This window comes from Streptosporangium sp. H13245 (assembly GCF_055690525.1).
In genome coordinates, this window is record NZ_JBSZKT010000008.1 from 127,693 (window position 1) to 142,007 (window position 14,315).

Annotated in this window: 11 protein-coding genes and 1 pseudogene; 8 read left to right on the top strand and 4 right to left on the bottom strand. The window is 72.1% G+C overall.

Annotation, left to right across the window (positions count from 1 at the left end):
* Positions 1–53 precede the first annotated feature (53 nt).
* Positions 54–1,664 carry a ribosomal protection-like ABC-F family protein gene (gene abc-f, locus ACW9TB_RS16240; RefSeq protein WP_472748969.1) on the bottom strand — a complete coding sequence of 537 codons (1,611 nt, stop codon included), beginning with the start codon at positions 1,662–1,664 and terminating at the stop codon, positions 54–56.
* Between the two features lie 137 nt (positions 1,665–1,801).
* Between abc-f and ACW9TB_RS16245 the strand changes: the two genes are divergently transcribed.
* Both ACW9TB_RS16245 and ACW9TB_RS16250 read left to right on the top strand, forming a co-directional pair.
* A complete protein-coding gene (locus ACW9TB_RS16245; protein WP_472748853.1) occupies positions 1,802–2,404 on the top strand; it encodes a TetR/AcrR family transcriptional regulator in 603 nt (200 codons plus the stop codon).
* A gap of 289 nt (positions 2,405–2,693) precedes the next feature.
* A complete protein-coding gene (locus ACW9TB_RS16250) occupies positions 2,694–2,996 on the top strand; it encodes a hypothetical protein (protein WP_472748854.1) in 303 nt (100 codons plus the stop codon).
* A gap of 42 nt (positions 2,997–3,038) precedes the next feature.
* On the opposite strand, the gene ACW9TB_RS16255 is transcribed toward ACW9TB_RS16250, so the two are convergent.
* Positions 3,039–5,099, bottom strand: a complete 2,061-nt coding sequence (locus tag ACW9TB_RS16255) for a prolyl oligopeptidase family serine peptidase (protein WP_472748855.1) — start codon at positions 5,097–5,099, stop codon at positions 3,039–3,041.
* 106 nt (positions 5,100–5,205) lie between these two features.
* Between ACW9TB_RS16255 and mshB the strand changes: the two are divergent.
* The 4 genes and pseudogenes from mshB to ACW9TB_RS16275 form a co-directional block, all read left to right on the top strand.
* Positions 5,206–5,697 (top strand): annotated as a pseudogene (gene mshB / locus ACW9TB_RS16260) (N-acetyl-1-D-myo-inositol-2-amino-2-deoxy-alpha-D-glucopyranoside deacetylase); the annotation flags it as partial.
* 524 nt (positions 5,698–6,221) lie between these two features.
* Positions 6,222–6,911 carry a DUF6113 family protein gene (locus tag ACW9TB_RS16265; RefSeq protein ID WP_472748856.1) on the top strand — a complete coding sequence of 230 codons (690 nt, stop codon included), beginning with the start codon at positions 6,222–6,224 and terminating at the stop codon, positions 6,909–6,911.
* A 63-nt stretch (positions 6,912–6,974) separates the two neighbouring features.
* Entirely contained in the window at positions 6,975–7,409 is a 435-nt protein-coding gene (locus ACW9TB_RS16270; protein WP_472748857.1) for a hypothetical protein, read from the top strand.
* Between the two features lie 58 nt (positions 7,410–7,467).
* A complete protein-coding gene (locus tag ACW9TB_RS16275; RefSeq protein ID WP_472748858.1) occupies positions 7,468–8,700 on the top strand; it encodes an MBL fold metallo-hydrolase in 1,233 nt (410 codons plus the stop codon).
* Positions 8,701–8,848: 148 nt separating this feature from the next.
* Here ACW9TB_RS16275 and ACW9TB_RS16280 read toward each other — a convergent pair whose 3' ends face one another.
* Complete coding sequence (locus ACW9TB_RS16280) at positions 8,849–11,584, bottom strand: penicillin acylase family protein (RefSeq protein WP_472748859.1); 2,736 nt, start codon at positions 11,582–11,584, stop codon at positions 8,849–8,851.
* An 83-nt stretch (positions 11,585–11,667) separates the two neighbouring features.
* Between ACW9TB_RS16280 and rraA the strand changes: the two genes are divergently transcribed.
* Positions 11,668–12,147 carry a ribonuclease E activity regulator RraA gene (gene rraA, locus ACW9TB_RS16285; protein WP_472748860.1) on the top strand — a complete coding sequence of 160 codons (480 nt, stop codon included), beginning with the start codon at positions 11,668–11,670 and terminating at the stop codon, positions 12,145–12,147.
* Positions 12,148–12,272: 125 nt separating this feature from the next.
* Here the strand turns inward: rraA and ACW9TB_RS16290 are convergent, their stop codons facing one another.
* Positions 12,273–13,190 (bottom strand): aldose 1-epimerase family protein, encoded by a 918-nt coding sequence (locus tag ACW9TB_RS16290; RefSeq protein ID WP_472748861.1) that lies wholly within the window; start codon positions 13,188–13,190, stop codon positions 12,273–12,275.
* A gap of 196 nt (positions 13,191–13,386) precedes the next feature.
* Here ACW9TB_RS16290 and ACW9TB_RS16295 point away from each other — a divergent pair, with 196 nt between their 5' ends.
* The gene (locus ACW9TB_RS16295) at positions 13,387–14,247 is read left to right on the top strand and encodes a hypothetical protein (protein ID WP_472748862.1); all 861 of its coding nucleotides are present in this window, start codon (positions 13,387–13,389) and stop codon (positions 14,245–14,247) included.
* Positions 14,248–14,315: the final 68 nt, after the last annotated feature.

Sequence of the window (14,315 nt, forward strand, 5' to 3'; positions counted from 1 at the left end):
GGTTAGGGAGCGTCCGTGATGGGCCTGGTGGGTGGGGTGGCGGGGCCGGGACGTCAGCTGAGGCGGCCGTCGCGCATTTCGATCTCGGTGCCGGTGAACCGGCCGCGTAGCGCCCGGTCGTGGGAGACCACGACGAGGGCACCCCGATAGGCGGCGAGGGCCTCCTCCAGCTCCTCGACGAGGGTGAGCGAGAGATGGTTGGTCGGCTCGTCGAGCAGCAGCAGGTCGGCCTCGCGGGTCAGCAGCCTGGCCAGGGCGAGCCGCCGCTGCTGGCCGACCGACAGCGCCCCGGCCGGGGTCCGGAGGTCGCCGGGCTTGAACAGGCCCATCGACAGCAGCCGCGTACGGTGCTCGTCCGGGTAGCCCGGACGGCCCTCGGCGAACGCGTCGAGGACGGTCCGTCCCGGCCGGGCCGGAGGTGACTCCTGCGGCAGGTAGCCGATTCTTCCCCCGTGCCGTACGGTCCCGTCGTCGGGTTGGAGGTCACCGGCGAGGACGCGCAGGAAGGTCGACTTGCCCGCGCCGTTGGGGCCGTGGATCAGCAGCCGCTGTCCCGGTTCGACGCCGAAGGAGTCGACGGCGAGCCGCTCTCCCACCCGTACGGCGTCCAGTTCGGCGACCGGGCCCTCGGCCGCGCCGCGTCTGAAGAGTCCTTCGAACCGCAGGGGCTCCGGCGGCCTGGGCACCCGGTCCTCCAGGAGCCGGCGCAGGCGTTCCCGCGCCTGGCGGATCCGGCCCGCGACCGAGCTCTGCACCCGGCCCGCGTCGCGGTCGTAGGCCAGCTTGTTGTTGTCCCTCATGGGACGGCCGGGCGCGACGCGGTGCGCGGTGGTCGCCGCGAAGGTCTCCACCCGCCTGATCTCCTCGCGCCAGTCGGCGTAGTCCTGCTCCCACCGCCGCCGGGCCGCCGCCCGCTCGGCCAGGAACCCGGTGTAGCCGCCGCCGAACCTGGTGACCCCGCCACCCTCGACCTCCAGGATCGCGGTGGCCACCCGGTCGAGGAAGAGGCGGTCGTGGGAGACGGCGACCACCGTGCCCCGGTGGGCGCGCAGCCGCTCCTCCAACCAGGCCGTCGAGGGGTCGTCGAGGTGGTTGGTCGGCTCGTCGAGCAGGAGGACCTCGGGGGAGGCCGCCAGCAGGCAGGCCAGGCCGAGCCGGGCCTGTTCGCCGCCGGACAGGGTGCCCAGCGGGCGGTCGCGCCCGACGTGCCCGAGCCCGAGGCCGTGCAGGGCCTTGTCCACGCGGGCGTCCGCCTCGTAGCCGCCGCGCGCCTCGTACGCGCTCAGCAGGTCGCCGTACTCGGCGAGCCGGTCCTCGGTGAGGTCGTCCTCCAGGGCCCGCATCCGCCGTTCCATGGCGCGCAGCTCCGCGAGCGCGGTGTCGACGGCGTGCTGGACGGTCTGGTCGGCGGGCAGGTCGAGGCTCTGGCCGAGGTAGCCGATCCCGCCGTCGGCGGAGACGGTGATCTCGCCGTCGTCGGGGGCCTCGACTCCGGAGATCAGCCGCAGCAGGGTTGACTTGCCCGAGCCGTTCTCCCCGACGATCCCGGCGCGCTCGCCCGGCCTGACGGTGAAGGAGACGTGGTCAAGAAGCGGTCGTTCGCCGTACGTCTTGGAAACCCCGCGAAGGGTGAGCTGGGTGGACAGGACGGGCCTCCGGAACAGGGTGTGGACAGGTTTTCGCGATGCCGGGTGAGTGGTCCACGTCTGCTGCGCTCCTTCGGTTCTGGTCTTAATGCTACTGAGTTGTATTAAGCTGAAGTATGCCCGATGTGCCGCGACCCACGCAACCGGAGGTGATCGTGACGTCGAGCGGGACCGTGCGGCCCGGTGGGCGTACCGCGCGGGTACGCGAGGCCGTACGCGCGGCCACCCTCGCCGAGCTGGCGGAGAAGGGGTACGAACGGATGACCGTGGAGGGCGTCGCCCTGCGCTCCGGGGTGCACAAGACCACGGTCTACCGGCGCTGGGGCAGCGTGGAGGGGCTCGCCGCCGACGCGCTCGACCTGGCCGGTGCCGAGCCGTGGCCGATCCCCGACACCGGCACGATCGACGGGGACCTGCGTGAGCTCACCCGCCTGGTGCTGACCGGCTTCGCCGACCCCGAGACGGGCCCGGTGTCGACCGCGTTCATCAGGGCCTCCGCGCGAGACCCGGTCGTCGCCAGGGCGCTGCGCGCGTTCTTCGCCGCCCGCCACGAGCAGTCGGCGCTCCTCGTCACCCGGGCGGTCGAACGCGGTGAGCTGCCCGAGGACGTCGACGCCGCCGACCTGGTCCGCACCGCCGTCGCGCCGCTGTACTACCGGTTGTTCGTCAGCGGCGAGCCGGTGGACGAGAAGGTCGCCGACCGCGCCGCCGCCGCGGCCCTGGCGGCGGCCCGCGCCGGGGTGTTCGGGACCCGATGAACCTCGGACGCGCTCCGTGTCCGGGGGCGGCGTGGCCCTGTTTAGTGATCAACTGGGGTACGACCGCGCCATGTGGGGGTTGTTGGGGAGATTGGGGCTTGACTGTAGGTAGGTGATCATGCGGTGAAGCTGCCGCACGCGGGTGCGACCGGGGGGCGTCGAACAGCGGGTCGCGGCGGTGTCTCGGCTTCCCGGATCCCTTTGGCCCGGGAAGCTACACTCTCGCCCCATGGGTATAGGCCGCATCCTCTATCTCTCCTTTGGCTGCATAGTGCTGTTTTTCGCACTTATGCTGGCCACGAATGAGAACGACCCCGAGAACATGCAACGGGCAAACGTCCTCGCGCTGGGAGCCATCGGTCTGATGATCGCCGGAGCCGCCTGCGGAGCCGCCGAGCGCCGGAGGCCCCACCTTCCGCAGGCTCCCCCGCAGCCCCCGGCTCCGCAGCACTATCCCCCGCAGGGCCACAACCCCCAGCAGGGGTACGCGGCCCCGCAGGGCTACGACCTCCAACAGGGCTACACCGCCCCGCAGGCGTACAACCACCCGCAGGGCTACCCCGCCCCCCACCCTCCCGCGCAGAACCACTGAACCCTTCGGGAAGGCCCGGGGCGGGGCCTTCCCGAAAAGCGGTCAGGACAGGGCTTTCCTCAGGAAGTCGACCTGGAGCAGGAGCAGGTTCTCCGCCACGGTCTCCTGCGGGGTCATGTGGGTGACCCCCGACAGCGGCAGCACGTTGTGCGGGCGGCCCTCGGCCAGCAGGGCGGAGGACAGGCGCAGGGTGTGCGCGGCGACCACGTTGTCGTCGGCCAGGCCGTGGATCAGCAGGAGGGGGCGGTCCAGCTTCTCGGCGTCGGCGAACAGGGACGAGGCGTCGTAGTGGCCCTCGTCCGGGTGGCCGAGGTAGCGCTCGGTGTAGCAGGTGTCGTACAGGCGCCAGTCGGTCACCGGGGCCCCGGCGACGGCCGCGTGGAACACGTCGGGGCGGCGGAGCACGGCCAGGGCCGCCAGGTAGCCGCCGAACGACCAGCCCCGGATGCCGACCCGCGACAGGTCGAGGTCGTCGGGGAATTGCGCGGCGGCGCCGTGCAGGGCGTCGACCTGGTCGTCGAGGATCGGGGTGGCCAGGTCGTGCAGGATGGCCCGCTCGAACTCGGGACCGCGCCCCGGGGTGCCCCGGCCGTCGGCCACGACCACCGCGAAGCCCTGGTCGGCGAACCACTGGCTGGTCAGGTGCGCCCCGGCCGCGGCCAGCACGCGCTGGGCGTGCGGTCCGCCGTACGGGTCCATGAGGACCGGCAGCTTCGCGGAGCCGAGCTCGTGCCCGGTGGGCAGGAGCACGGCGGTGGCCAGGTCGCGCTCGCCCGCCCTGATCAGGGAGACCCGCAGGTCCAGGCTGGGGCGCTCGGCGTGGGAGGTGATGTGGCCGCGGGATTTGCCGTTGTGCAGGACGCGGGTGACCGAGCCCTCGCTGTCGAGGGTCTGGCCGGTGATCACCAGGGTGCCGCCCGAGGTGTGGCCGCTGTAGACGCCGCCCTCGGTCGGGCTGACAAGGGTGATCCGGCCCCTCCGGTAGGCCCAGACGGCGATCTCGGTGGACTCCCCGCTCGCCCGGAAGAGCACGGTCTCGCCGTCGATGTCGAGGATCTCGCGAACCTGGAGGGTGGGCGGGGTGACGGGGGAGTCGCCGACGATCAGGCGGTGGCCGCCCTCCGAGGGGGCGGCCCAGACGAGGCTGCCGTCGGACAGGTGGCCGGGTACGCCGGTGACGATGTCGACCCAGGCGGGGTCGGTGTCCTCGCGTACGACCGTGGAGGTGCCGGTGGCCGGGTCGACGGTGAGCAGCCGCATGGTCCGCTGGTCGCGCGTCATGGTGACGATCGACAGGCTGTGGGCGTCCCAGGTGGCGTTGACCAGGTACTCGTCGTCGAAGGGCACGGCGACCCGGGCCCCGCTGAGGGTGAGGACGAAGAGCTCGACCCCGGCGTTGGCCGTACCGGCGGAGGGGTAGCGCTGCTCGGTGGCGGGGCGGGCCGGGTTGGCCGGGTCGGCGATGTGCCAGCGCTGCACCGGCGACTCGTCGGCCCGCTCGACCAGGATCGCGTCGCCGGACGGCGACCACCAGTAGCCCCGCATGCGGTCCATCTCCTCGGCGGCGATGAACTCGGCCAGGCCGTAGGTCACCTCCGGGGACTCCGGGCGGGCCAGCGCGTGGTCGACCTCGTCCTCCAGGTCCTGGATGTGGAACGCGCCGCCGGTCACGTAGCCGACGTGGACGCCGGTGGGGGACATCCGGGGGTCGATCACCGGCCCGGAGGTCTTCAGCCGCCGTACGTGCCTGGTCTTCAGGTCGACGACGTAGAGGCCGCCGGAGAGCGCGAACGCCGCGACGGTCACTGCGGAGTCGGTGCTGTATCCGACGATGCCCCCGGCCTGTTCCCGGCTCCGCTCGCGGCGCGCCCGCTCCTCGGGCGGCAGGTTCTCCTCGTCGGCCGCCAGGGCGCGCGGGTCGGCGATCAGCCGCTCCGCGCCGCTGAGGACGTCGTACTCCCACAGGCAGGTCACCGGGTCGAAGCCGCTCCTGGTCCTGAGGAAGACGACGCGGTCACCGCCCGGGGCGATCGTGAAGCCGCGCGGCACTCCGAGGGTGAATCGACGGGTTCTGGCGTGCAGGCGAGGGAAGCTCTCACTCATACGAGCCATCTTGCCAGTTCCGCATCGAGTGTCTTGTTTTCCGGGGGCCGACGGACAGGGAATCCGGAGGTTCTGGACGATGCCCGGCATCGATACCCTCGGACGCATGACTGATCGGCGCCTGATGCTCGTGCACGCCCACCCGGACGACGAGACGATCGGCAGCGGAGCCACCATGGCCAGGTACGCCGCCGAGGGCGCGCACGTCACGCTGGTGACCTGCACCCTGGGGGAGGAGGGTGAGGTCATCCCTCCGGAGCTGGCCCACCTGGCCGCCGATCGCGACGACATCCTGGGCGGGCACCGCGCCGGGGAACTCGCGGCGGCCTGCGCGGCGCTCGGCGTCACCGACCACCGCCTCCTGGGCGGCCCCGGCCGCTGGAGGGACTCCGGCATGATGGGCGTCGCCTCCAACCACGCGGAGAGCGCCTTCTGGCAGGCCGATCCGGACGAGGCGGCGGGCGAGCTCGCGAGGATCATCCGCGAGGTGCGGCCCCAGGTGCTCGTCACCTACGACGAGAACGGCTTCTACGGCCACCCCGACCACATCCAGGCCCACCGCGTCGCCCGGCGGGCCGTCGAGCTGGCCGCCGACCCGGGGTTCACCCCACCCGCGGAAACGTCCGGCGGAGTGTCCGCCGAAACGGTCGGAGAGGCGTCCGACGGGGTGCCCGGCGGGACGGGCGGCGGGGTACTCGGTGGGGCGGGTGGTGAGGGCGGGCCGTGGCGGGTCGCGAAGTTCTACCACACCGCCACCCCCAGGTCCGTGCTGTACCGGACCGAGGAGGCGATGCGCGAGAGAGGCGCTCCCTTCCTCGCCGAGCCGGTCGACGACATGCCGTTCGGCTGCGCGGACAAGGACGTCACCACCGAGATCGACGCCCGCGCCCACGTCGGCCGGAAGATCGCGGCGATGCGGGCGCACGCCACCCAGATCAGCGTGAACCCGCCCTGGTTCGCCCTGTCCAACAACATCGGCCAGGAGATCCTCGGGGTCGAGCACTTCATCCTCCGCTCCGGCGTGCCGGGTCCCGCGGGTCCCGGGGCACCGGTCGAAGTGGGAGGGCTCGGCGAGCCGTACGACCGTGAGGACGACCTCTTCGCCGGGATCCACTAGCCTCGATGCTTGTGATGGAGCAGGTCCCAGCTGTGCGCGAACCCTCGGAGACGGTTGTCACCGTGGCGGCCAACGCCGCGCTCTTCATGCTCGGGCTCCTGCTGGGCGTCCTCGGCGGATTCCAGCACTCCTGGTACCTCAGGCCCGTCCCGGTCTCCGCCGTCGGCTGCCTCGCCCTGCTGTTCGCGATCACGTACGGGGTGGGCCGGATGACGCGCGGCAAGTCGGCGGCCCTGGCGTTCACGGCGGGCTGGGCGCTGGTCACCATGATCTGGATCTCCGGGCGGCCGGAGGGCGACCTGATCATCGCGAACGACCTGTCCGGCTACCTCTACTTCTACGGGGGGGTGGCGGTGGTCACGATGGGGGTCCTGTTCTCGCCGTCGGCCGCCGTGGGCGGGTCGTGGCTGCTCACCCCGCACGGCTACCGCTCCGGCCCGGAAGCCTCACCGGTACCGCCCGTACCATCGGGTTCCCAGCCTCCGCTCGCATCGCCCGACCCGCGAATCCCGTCCGGCCAGATCCCGTCCGGCCAGATCCCGCTCGGCCCGGTTCCGTCCGATCCGGTTCCGTCCAGCCAGGTTCAGCCGGATCAGGTCGAGTCCGGCCGGGGCAGGCCGGACCAGGCCCCGTCCGGCCGGGTCCCGCCCGACTCCCAGGCCCCGCCCGTACCACCGGGCCCGGCCGCTCCCTGACGGCCCCGTCCCGCACCCCGGGAGCCGCTACCGCAGGCCGTCCTGATGACGCACAATCCCGGTATGCGGCGGTTGCATCGGGCGCGGCGGACGCTCAACTACATCAACCTGTCCACACCGCTGGGGCTGCTCCTGGCACGCCTCGGCCGCGCCCAGGTGACCGCAGGGCCCGACGGGCTCCTCCTGGCGTACGGCTACCGCTTCCGGTTCCCGATCGCCTCGGCGTTCACCGTGGGCAACGTGGTGCTGACCAAGCACCCGGAGGGCTTCCTCACCGGTTCCCTGCTCAGGCACGAGGACCGGCACGCCTCCCAGTACATGTGCTGCGCGGGACTGCCGATGCTCCCGCTTTACCTCGTCGCGGTGGCCTTCTCCATGGTGGTCTGCGGCAACCAGGCCTCGTGGAACCTATTCGAACGGCTGGCGAACCTGGAGGACGGTAACTATGTCCGTAAATCTCCCTGGTGGTTTCACACTAGACCCCCGCAAAAGGAATGAATCTCTCTGGGAGGGGATCTACAAGGGGTGAGCTGTTGATGACCGAAGGGGGCCGCCCATGTCACAGACGTCCCACCCAGCACCCGCCTCCCACGTGCCCGCGGAACCCGACGGTCTCGTCGAAGAGCCCCCACGGCGTTCCGGGTGGTCGGCCCGCTTCGCCACGCGACCGGCGCGCGCCCTCAGGCAGCTGGGCCGGGCCTCCGGCCGGGCGGTAAGGGATCGCCCCTCCAGGCTGCGGACGGCCGTGGCCGAGGCGGCGTCCCGCCCCCCGCTGCTCTCCGCGCCCTCCACGGGAACGGGGCTTCCCGTACGGCCCACGACACCCGTGCGCCCCGCACGACCCGCGCCCCTGCCTCGGCGGTCGTGGCCGGGGGGTTTCAGGGATCGGCTGACCTCGCCGCTCCCGACGTTCCAGGAGCTGCTGGCGGTCGCCTGGCACGGCACGTTGCGGCCCGGGGTCGGGGACGCGGACCGCATCCCGGTCCACCGGGACGGGCTTCCCCGGACGACGGGGACCGAGGCGGTCGTCACCTGGGTGGGACACGCGACGTACGTGGTGCAGATCGGCGGGCTGACCATCCTCACGGACCCGGTGTGGGCGAGGAAGATCGTCGGTATTCACCGGCCCCGGCTCACCCCGCCCGGGGTCGCCTGGGCGGACCTGCCCAGGATCGACGCCGTGGTGATCAGCCACAACCACTACGACCACCTGGACGCGTGGACCGTACGGCGGCTGCCGCGCGGCACGCCCGTCCTCGTACCGGCGGGGCTCGGGTCCTGGTTCACCCGGCGCGGGTTCCGCGACGTCACCGAGCTCGACTGGTGGGAGAGCACCTGGGTGGGCGGCGTCCGCTTCGACTTCGTCCCCGCCCATCACTGGAGCCGCCGGTCACTCTGGGACACCTGCAAGACCCTCTGGGGCGGCTGGGTGATCGCCTCCGACGACCAGACGATCTACTTCGCCGGGGACACCGCGTACGGTGAGCGCTTCGCCCAGATCGGGGCCCGCTACCCGGGGGGCATCGACCTGGCCCTGATGCCGGTGGGGGCGTTCGAGCCCCGCTGGTTCATGAAGGCGGCGCACGTCGATCCCGCGCAGGCCGTACGGGCGTGCCGGGACGTGGGGGCACGCCGGATGGCGACCATGCACTGGGGCACGTTCGTGCTGTCCGGCGAGTCGCTCCTCGCGCCGGTGGAGGAGGCCAGGGCGGCCTGGGCGGAGGCCGGGCGGGACCGCGCCGACCTCTGGGACCTGGCCGTCGGCGAGTCCCGCGTCCTGACCCCCTGATTTCCCGGTGCCCTGACGGCGGCTCGGGAGGCGGGGGCGGGGATCCGGGCCGCGAAGGCTCGCCGCGCGGCCCGTAAGCGGGTCAAGGCGGCCCAAGCCAGGCCCTCGGGAGCTTCGGGGAGGGGAGCCCCCGAGGGCGTTCGCGCTCTCAGGGGCTGAGCGTCAGGGTGTGGGTGGCCGCCTTCTTGATGGAGTCCTGGCGGGCGAGCATGGGGGTGGTGTCGCCGTGCGCCCACAGCGGCGCCTGGTCCCAGTAGTTGTCGTGGAACGCGTGACCCGAGGCGCCGGTCAGGTTGATCCACCGGGACTTGTCCGGGTCCGCCAGGTCCACCACCATCCGCATGGACGGCAGCCAGCTCACCGCGTAACCGTCCTGCACCTCCCACCCGGCGGCGTTGACCGCGTCGTCGCTTCCGGCCACCGGGAACGGGCCCCGGTTGAACAGCCACTCGACCGGGCCGATCCCCGAGGTGCCGAAGGTCTGGTGGACGAGTTCCAGGGAGTGCAGGTCGCCCCAGCGCCAGCTCTTGACGTCCGGGCCGAGCAGGTCGTTCAGCTCGTCGTAGGCCCCGGCCATCGCCCGCCGCAGCATGTCGTCGCGGGTCTCGGCGCGCGGGGTGGCCGTGTCGTTCCAGAACGCCTCGTTCGGTTTGTCGAGCATGACCCGTACGACCTCGAACCAGCGGTCGCCGCCCCCGGGCCGGGCACCCTCGGGGAGATCGTCGTTGAAGGTCTCGATGAGCAGGTGCCGCCAGACGGCGTTGAAGTACAGCGCGGGACCCGACTCCGCGCCCTGCGCGTGGTCCCAGTCGCGCAGCAGCTCGCGGGCGCCCTTGGCGGGCCCGGCCATCTCGACGTCCAGCAGCCTGGGCACCAAGAACTGGGCGAAGCCGTTGTCGCTGTCCTGCTGCACCGCGCTCATCGCCGCCGCGTCCACCTTGCCGCCGTCCTTCAGCGCCTCGCGGAGACGCTCCAGGATGCGCTGGGAGCGGTATCCGTACGCCCAGTCCCTGGTGAGGGTGTACGGGTAGCGGGAGGGATCGATGACCGCGTTGTTGGCGGTCACGATGTAGCCCTCCGGCGGGTTGTAGACGCTGGGCAGCTCGTTGAAGGGGATCGTCGACTGCCAGGCGTACTCGCCGGTCCAGCCGGGCACCGGCCAGGTGCCGTCACCGCGGGTCCGCACCGGGATCCGCCCGGGGGCCTGGTAGCCGATGTTGCCCGCGGTGTCGGCGTAGACCAGGTTCTGCGCGGGCACCTCGAACCTGCTCGCCGCGGCCCTGAACTGCTGCCAGTCCTGCGCGGTGTTCAGCTCGAAGATCGCGTCGGCGGTCCTGCCGGGCTCCAGGGCCGTCCACTTGAGCGCGACCGCGTCGGCCTTCTCCTCGAAGACCGCGTCCATGCCCGGCAGCGTGTTCTTCGCGTTCTCCATGACGTCGGAGATGATCGGCCCGTGGATGGTGTCGCGCACCTTGAGCCGTACGTCGGCACCTCCGGCCACCTTGATCGTCTCGGTCCTGACGGTCAGCGGCTTCCACTCGCCCATGGACAGGTACGAGTCGTCCTTGATCCGTTCCAGATAGAGGTCGGCGACGTCCGGGCCGAGGTTGGTGAAGCCCCAGGCGATCTTGTCGTTGCGGCCGATGACCACGCCCGGCACGCCGGAGAAGGTGAATCCGGTGACGTCGAACGGGCACTCGGGGCTCTTGACGCGGCAGTGCAGCCCCGCCTGGTACCAGACCGAGGGCATGCCGGGGCCCAGGTGCGGGTCGTTGGAGAGCAGCGGTTTGCCCGACGTGGTGTGCGCGCCGCCGACCACCCAGGAGTTCGAGCCGATGCCGCTGCCGCCCGCCGGGTCGCCCATCAGGCTCGGCACCGCGCGCATCGCCTCGGCCGCCCTGGTCAGCGCCCCGGTGACCGGTGTGGCCGAGGACGGTTCCGTGTCGGCCTTGGCCGCCGTGGTCGGCGCTCCGGTGACCGGTGTGGCCGAGGACGGTTCCGTGCCGATCTCGGCTGCTCTGGTCGGCGCCCCGGTGGCCGGAGCGACCGCGAACGGTTCCGTGGCCGTCCGGATCGGCGCCCCGGTGGCCGGAGCCACCCCTGACTGCTCCGTTTCGACCCTCTTGGGCTCCTGGGCCTGGTCGAACCCGCGCTCGCCGACCGAGCCCCGGGTGACGATCGGCTGGTGGGTGTCGTACGGGTAGCCGGGCCAGAGCTGCTCCACCCGGCCGCGCGGCAGCTTGCTCGCCGCGAGCGCCCGGCCGATCTCGTCGGTCATGTTGGAGCGCAGGTCCCAGGCCATGGCCTTGAGCCAGGCCAGCGAGTCGACCGGGGTCCACGGTTCCGGCCGGTAGTCCGGGCTCGTCGCCCGCAGCAGCACGTACTCCAGACTCCTGTCGGCGAGGCCGTCGTTCCGCTTCATCCAGGCGTTCACCCCGCCGGAGTACGCGTCCAGGTAGCGCCGGGTCCGCTCGTCGAGCAGGGGCAGCTCCTTCTCGGCCACCTTCCGCCAGCCCATGGTCCGGATGACCCTGTCCTCGGTCAGCGTCGCCGAGCCGAACATCTCCGACAGCCGCCCGGCGGTCACGTGGCGGCGGAAGTCCATCTCGAAGAAGCGGTCCTGGGCGTGGACGTAGCCCTGGGCCAGGAACAGGTCCTCGGGGGAGTCAGCGTAGATGTGCGGAATACCCGCCTTATCGCGATATACGGTGACTTTTCCCTTTAAGCCGCTCACCTTGAGGTCGCCTTCGAGCTGCGGGAAGGACGCCCATACGCTCCACACGCCCGCCCCGGCGAGCAGCAGCCCGAGTACCAGAAGAACGGTGAGCACCCGCGCCAGCCACGTGAACGGGCGGGGCATCCAGGCGTACGGGCGAAACCTCACAAAAACCTCCTCGGCGACATGCTCCCGCAAGTGTGGCACCACCCCCGTGGTGTCGGCGCAGGCGTCATTGTGAAGATGCAGGCATGAGACTTTCCACGGCCGACCTGGTCGACGCCCATGGCGCGGCGGTCGCGAGCTGCCTGACCCAGTTCCGCTCCTACGGCCCGAGCCCCCGGTTCGCCGGGCCGATCGCGACCGTCCGCTGCCTGGGGGACAACGCTCTCGTCAAGCGGGTCCTGGCCACCCCGGGCAAGGGCCGCGTGCTGGTCGTGGACGGCGCGGGTTCCCTGCGCACCGCCCTGGTGGGCGACCTCCTCGCCGCCTCCGCCGTCTCGTACGGCTGGTCCGGCCTCGTCGTCAACGGCGCCGTCCGCGACACGGCCGCCCTCGCCGGACTGAACCTGGGGGTCAAGGCCCTCGGCTCCAACCCGGCCAGGAGCGCGAAGGAGGGCACCGGCGAACTCGACGTGCCCGTCACCTTCGGCGAGGTCGTCTTCACCCCCGGCGCCTGGCTCTACAGCGACGAGGACGGCATCCTCGTCAGCCCCGCCGAACTCTCCTGAGGCTCTTCCCGCGACGCCGACGGGCCCCTCCCCGCAGAGGAGCTTCTACTCGCTCCCGTACAAGAGTTCCCGCGCCTCCGACGAGCCGCTCCGCAGGGCCCGGTCCGGCGGCCGGGTGTCGGACGTCAGACCGGGCCGATTCCCCAGTGGTGGACGGCGCGCTCGCCGGGGGCGAGCCGGACGACGTCCTCACCGGTACGGAAGGCGTTCGGCGGGCAGGTCATCGGCTCCACCGCCAGCCCCTGGCGGCGGTGGCCCTCCGGCAGGGTGTCACCGGTGTAGAGCTGGAGCCACTCGATCCCCTCGCCCGCCCACAGCTCGACCCCGGTCCCGTCCGGGGCGGCCAGCGTGACCCGCACCCGGCCGTCGGCGCCGCGCTCCAGGCCGGTGAAGGCGGTGTCGAGCTCCGTCCCGCCGATCGGGCGGGCGGTCCTGAAGTCGTACTCGGTGCCCGCGACATGCTGGCGTCCGGTGGGGATCTTCCGCTCGTTCACCGCGATCCACTGGGCGGCGGGAAGCTCCAGGAGGGCGTCGTCGAGGGCGCAGAGGGCGCCGAGGGACAGGTAGGGGTGGGCCCCGAAGCCGTACGGCGCGTCGGTGGCGCCGACGTTCTCCGCGCCCACCTCGACCTCCAGGCCGGAGGCGCCCAGCGCGTACCGGATGGAGAGGTCGAGGACGTGCGGGTAGCCGAGCTGGGGGAACAGCCGCAGTCCCAGCCGGATCGAGGCGTCGTCATGGGAGAGGACCCGCCAGGGGAACGAGCGGGAGAAGCCGTGGATCGCGTTGCCGGTCTTGGGCTCGCTCAGCGCGAGCTGCCGGTCCTCGCCGTCGAACGTGTAGCGGCCGTCCTCGACCCTGTTCGGCCAGGGAAGCAGCGGCAGCCCCGCCCCGCCGAGCGGGGACTGGTCCTCGGGGAAGTCGACGACGAGCGGGCGGCCGTCCAGGGTGAGGCTCCTGAGCCCGGCCCCGAGCTCGGTGATGACGGCCTGGAAACCGCCGTCCGCGATGGTGTGCTGGGCCCCGGTGGGCGCGATGTTTGTCACCCGGCAATTCAACACCTATCCCTCCCGCTCCCTATTCACCATCGCGCCTCATCCGTGTACGGGAAGCCGGAAGACGCCGGGCCCCGACGTTTCCCGGTCACCTGTCCGGCCGGAGTCTTACCCGGTGCCGAATCCCGTGGAATCGTGGGGACGACGGCGGACGAGGGGGCCGAGGATGCCGAGGATTACGTCGGACATGCCACGCGCACGCCTGCGGCGACGGCTGGGAGCGGGCGTCATCTCGATCACGTTCTCCCTGGTCGCGGTCACCGCCACGGCCTGCGCTCCGCCCGACCGCGCCGACACCGCCATCCCACCCTCGCCGTCCGTGTCGCCGACGGGGCCCACTCCCCGCCCGTGGCCGCCCGGCTTCGGCGCGGACGTCGAGATCCAGGAGAACTCGCCCTCCGCGACCTGGCCGCCGGGCAGCCGGGGCGACCTCGTCCGGCGCGCCCTCCTCGAACGGTTCCGCGACGCGAGAGCCCTGGACCGGCCTCCGCCGGAAGCGGCGCCGTTCGGCAGCGCGAGGATCTCGGTCATCGGGGAGACGCAGGTCGGCAGCGCGGCCGTGGACCGTCCCGAATGCGGGCAGTGGAGCCGGGGCGTCTGGAGCGTCACCGGCTCACTCGGCGGCGAACGCGACGGCATACTCGGGGGCGCCTTCCTGGTCGACGTCACGAAGGGCCCTTTCTCCGGGCCGATCGTGAGCGAGGCGATCGTGCACGCCTCCGATCCCACCCTGCGCCGCCTGATGACCGCCGATCCGCCGAGCCGGTGCCGGACCATGAGGATGACCGACGGGCGGTCCACGTGGACGATGCGGTACCACCGCGTCACGCTGCCCGATCCACCCGGCGAACAGACCCGGGCATACCGCCTGGAGGACCCGTCCGGTGGCAATCCCGTCACCTGGGCCGCGCTCACCCGTCACGGCGACTATCTCATCGAGGTCCGCCTCGTCGTGCTGCCCCTCACCGGCGACTCGACCGGTCAGCGGGACATCCTCGGCGATCTCCTCCGTCAGGCCCACGACAGGGCCGGGGCGACCCTGCGGTGACCTGGTCAGCCTGCCCAAGGGCGGACAGGCGTCAGGCAGGCGGTCACCGCGCGATCCCCGTCGATCAC

Bases quoted from the DNA above. Each gene is read 5' to 3' on its own strand.
- ACW9TB_RS16275 (WP_472748858.1), top strand. From the start codon at position 7,468: ATGTCACAGACGTCCCACCCAGCACCCGCCTCCCACGTGCCCGCGGAA.
- ACW9TB_RS16250 (WP_472748854.1), top strand. From the start codon at position 2,694: ATGCTGGCCACGAATGAGAACGACCCCGAGAACATGCAACGGGCAAAC.
- ACW9TB_RS16255 (WP_472748855.1), bottom strand. From the start codon at position 5,099: ATGAGTGAGAGCTTCCCTCGCCTGCACGCCAGAACCCGTCGATTCACC.
- rraA (WP_472748860.1), top strand. From the start codon at position 11,668: ATGAGACTTTCCACGGCCGACCTGGTCGACGCCCATGGCGCGGCGGTC.
- ACW9TB_RS16295 (WP_472748862.1), top strand. From the start codon at position 13,387: ATGCCACGCGCACGCCTGCGGCGACGGCTGGGAGCGGGCGTCATCTCG.
- ACW9TB_RS16270 (WP_472748857.1), top strand. From the start codon at position 6,975: ATGCGGCGGTTGCATCGGGCGCGGCGGACGCTCAACTACATCAACCTG.
- ACW9TB_RS16265 (WP_472748856.1), top strand. From the start codon at position 6,222: ATGCTTGTGATGGAGCAGGTCCCAGCTGTGCGCGAACCCTCGGAGACG.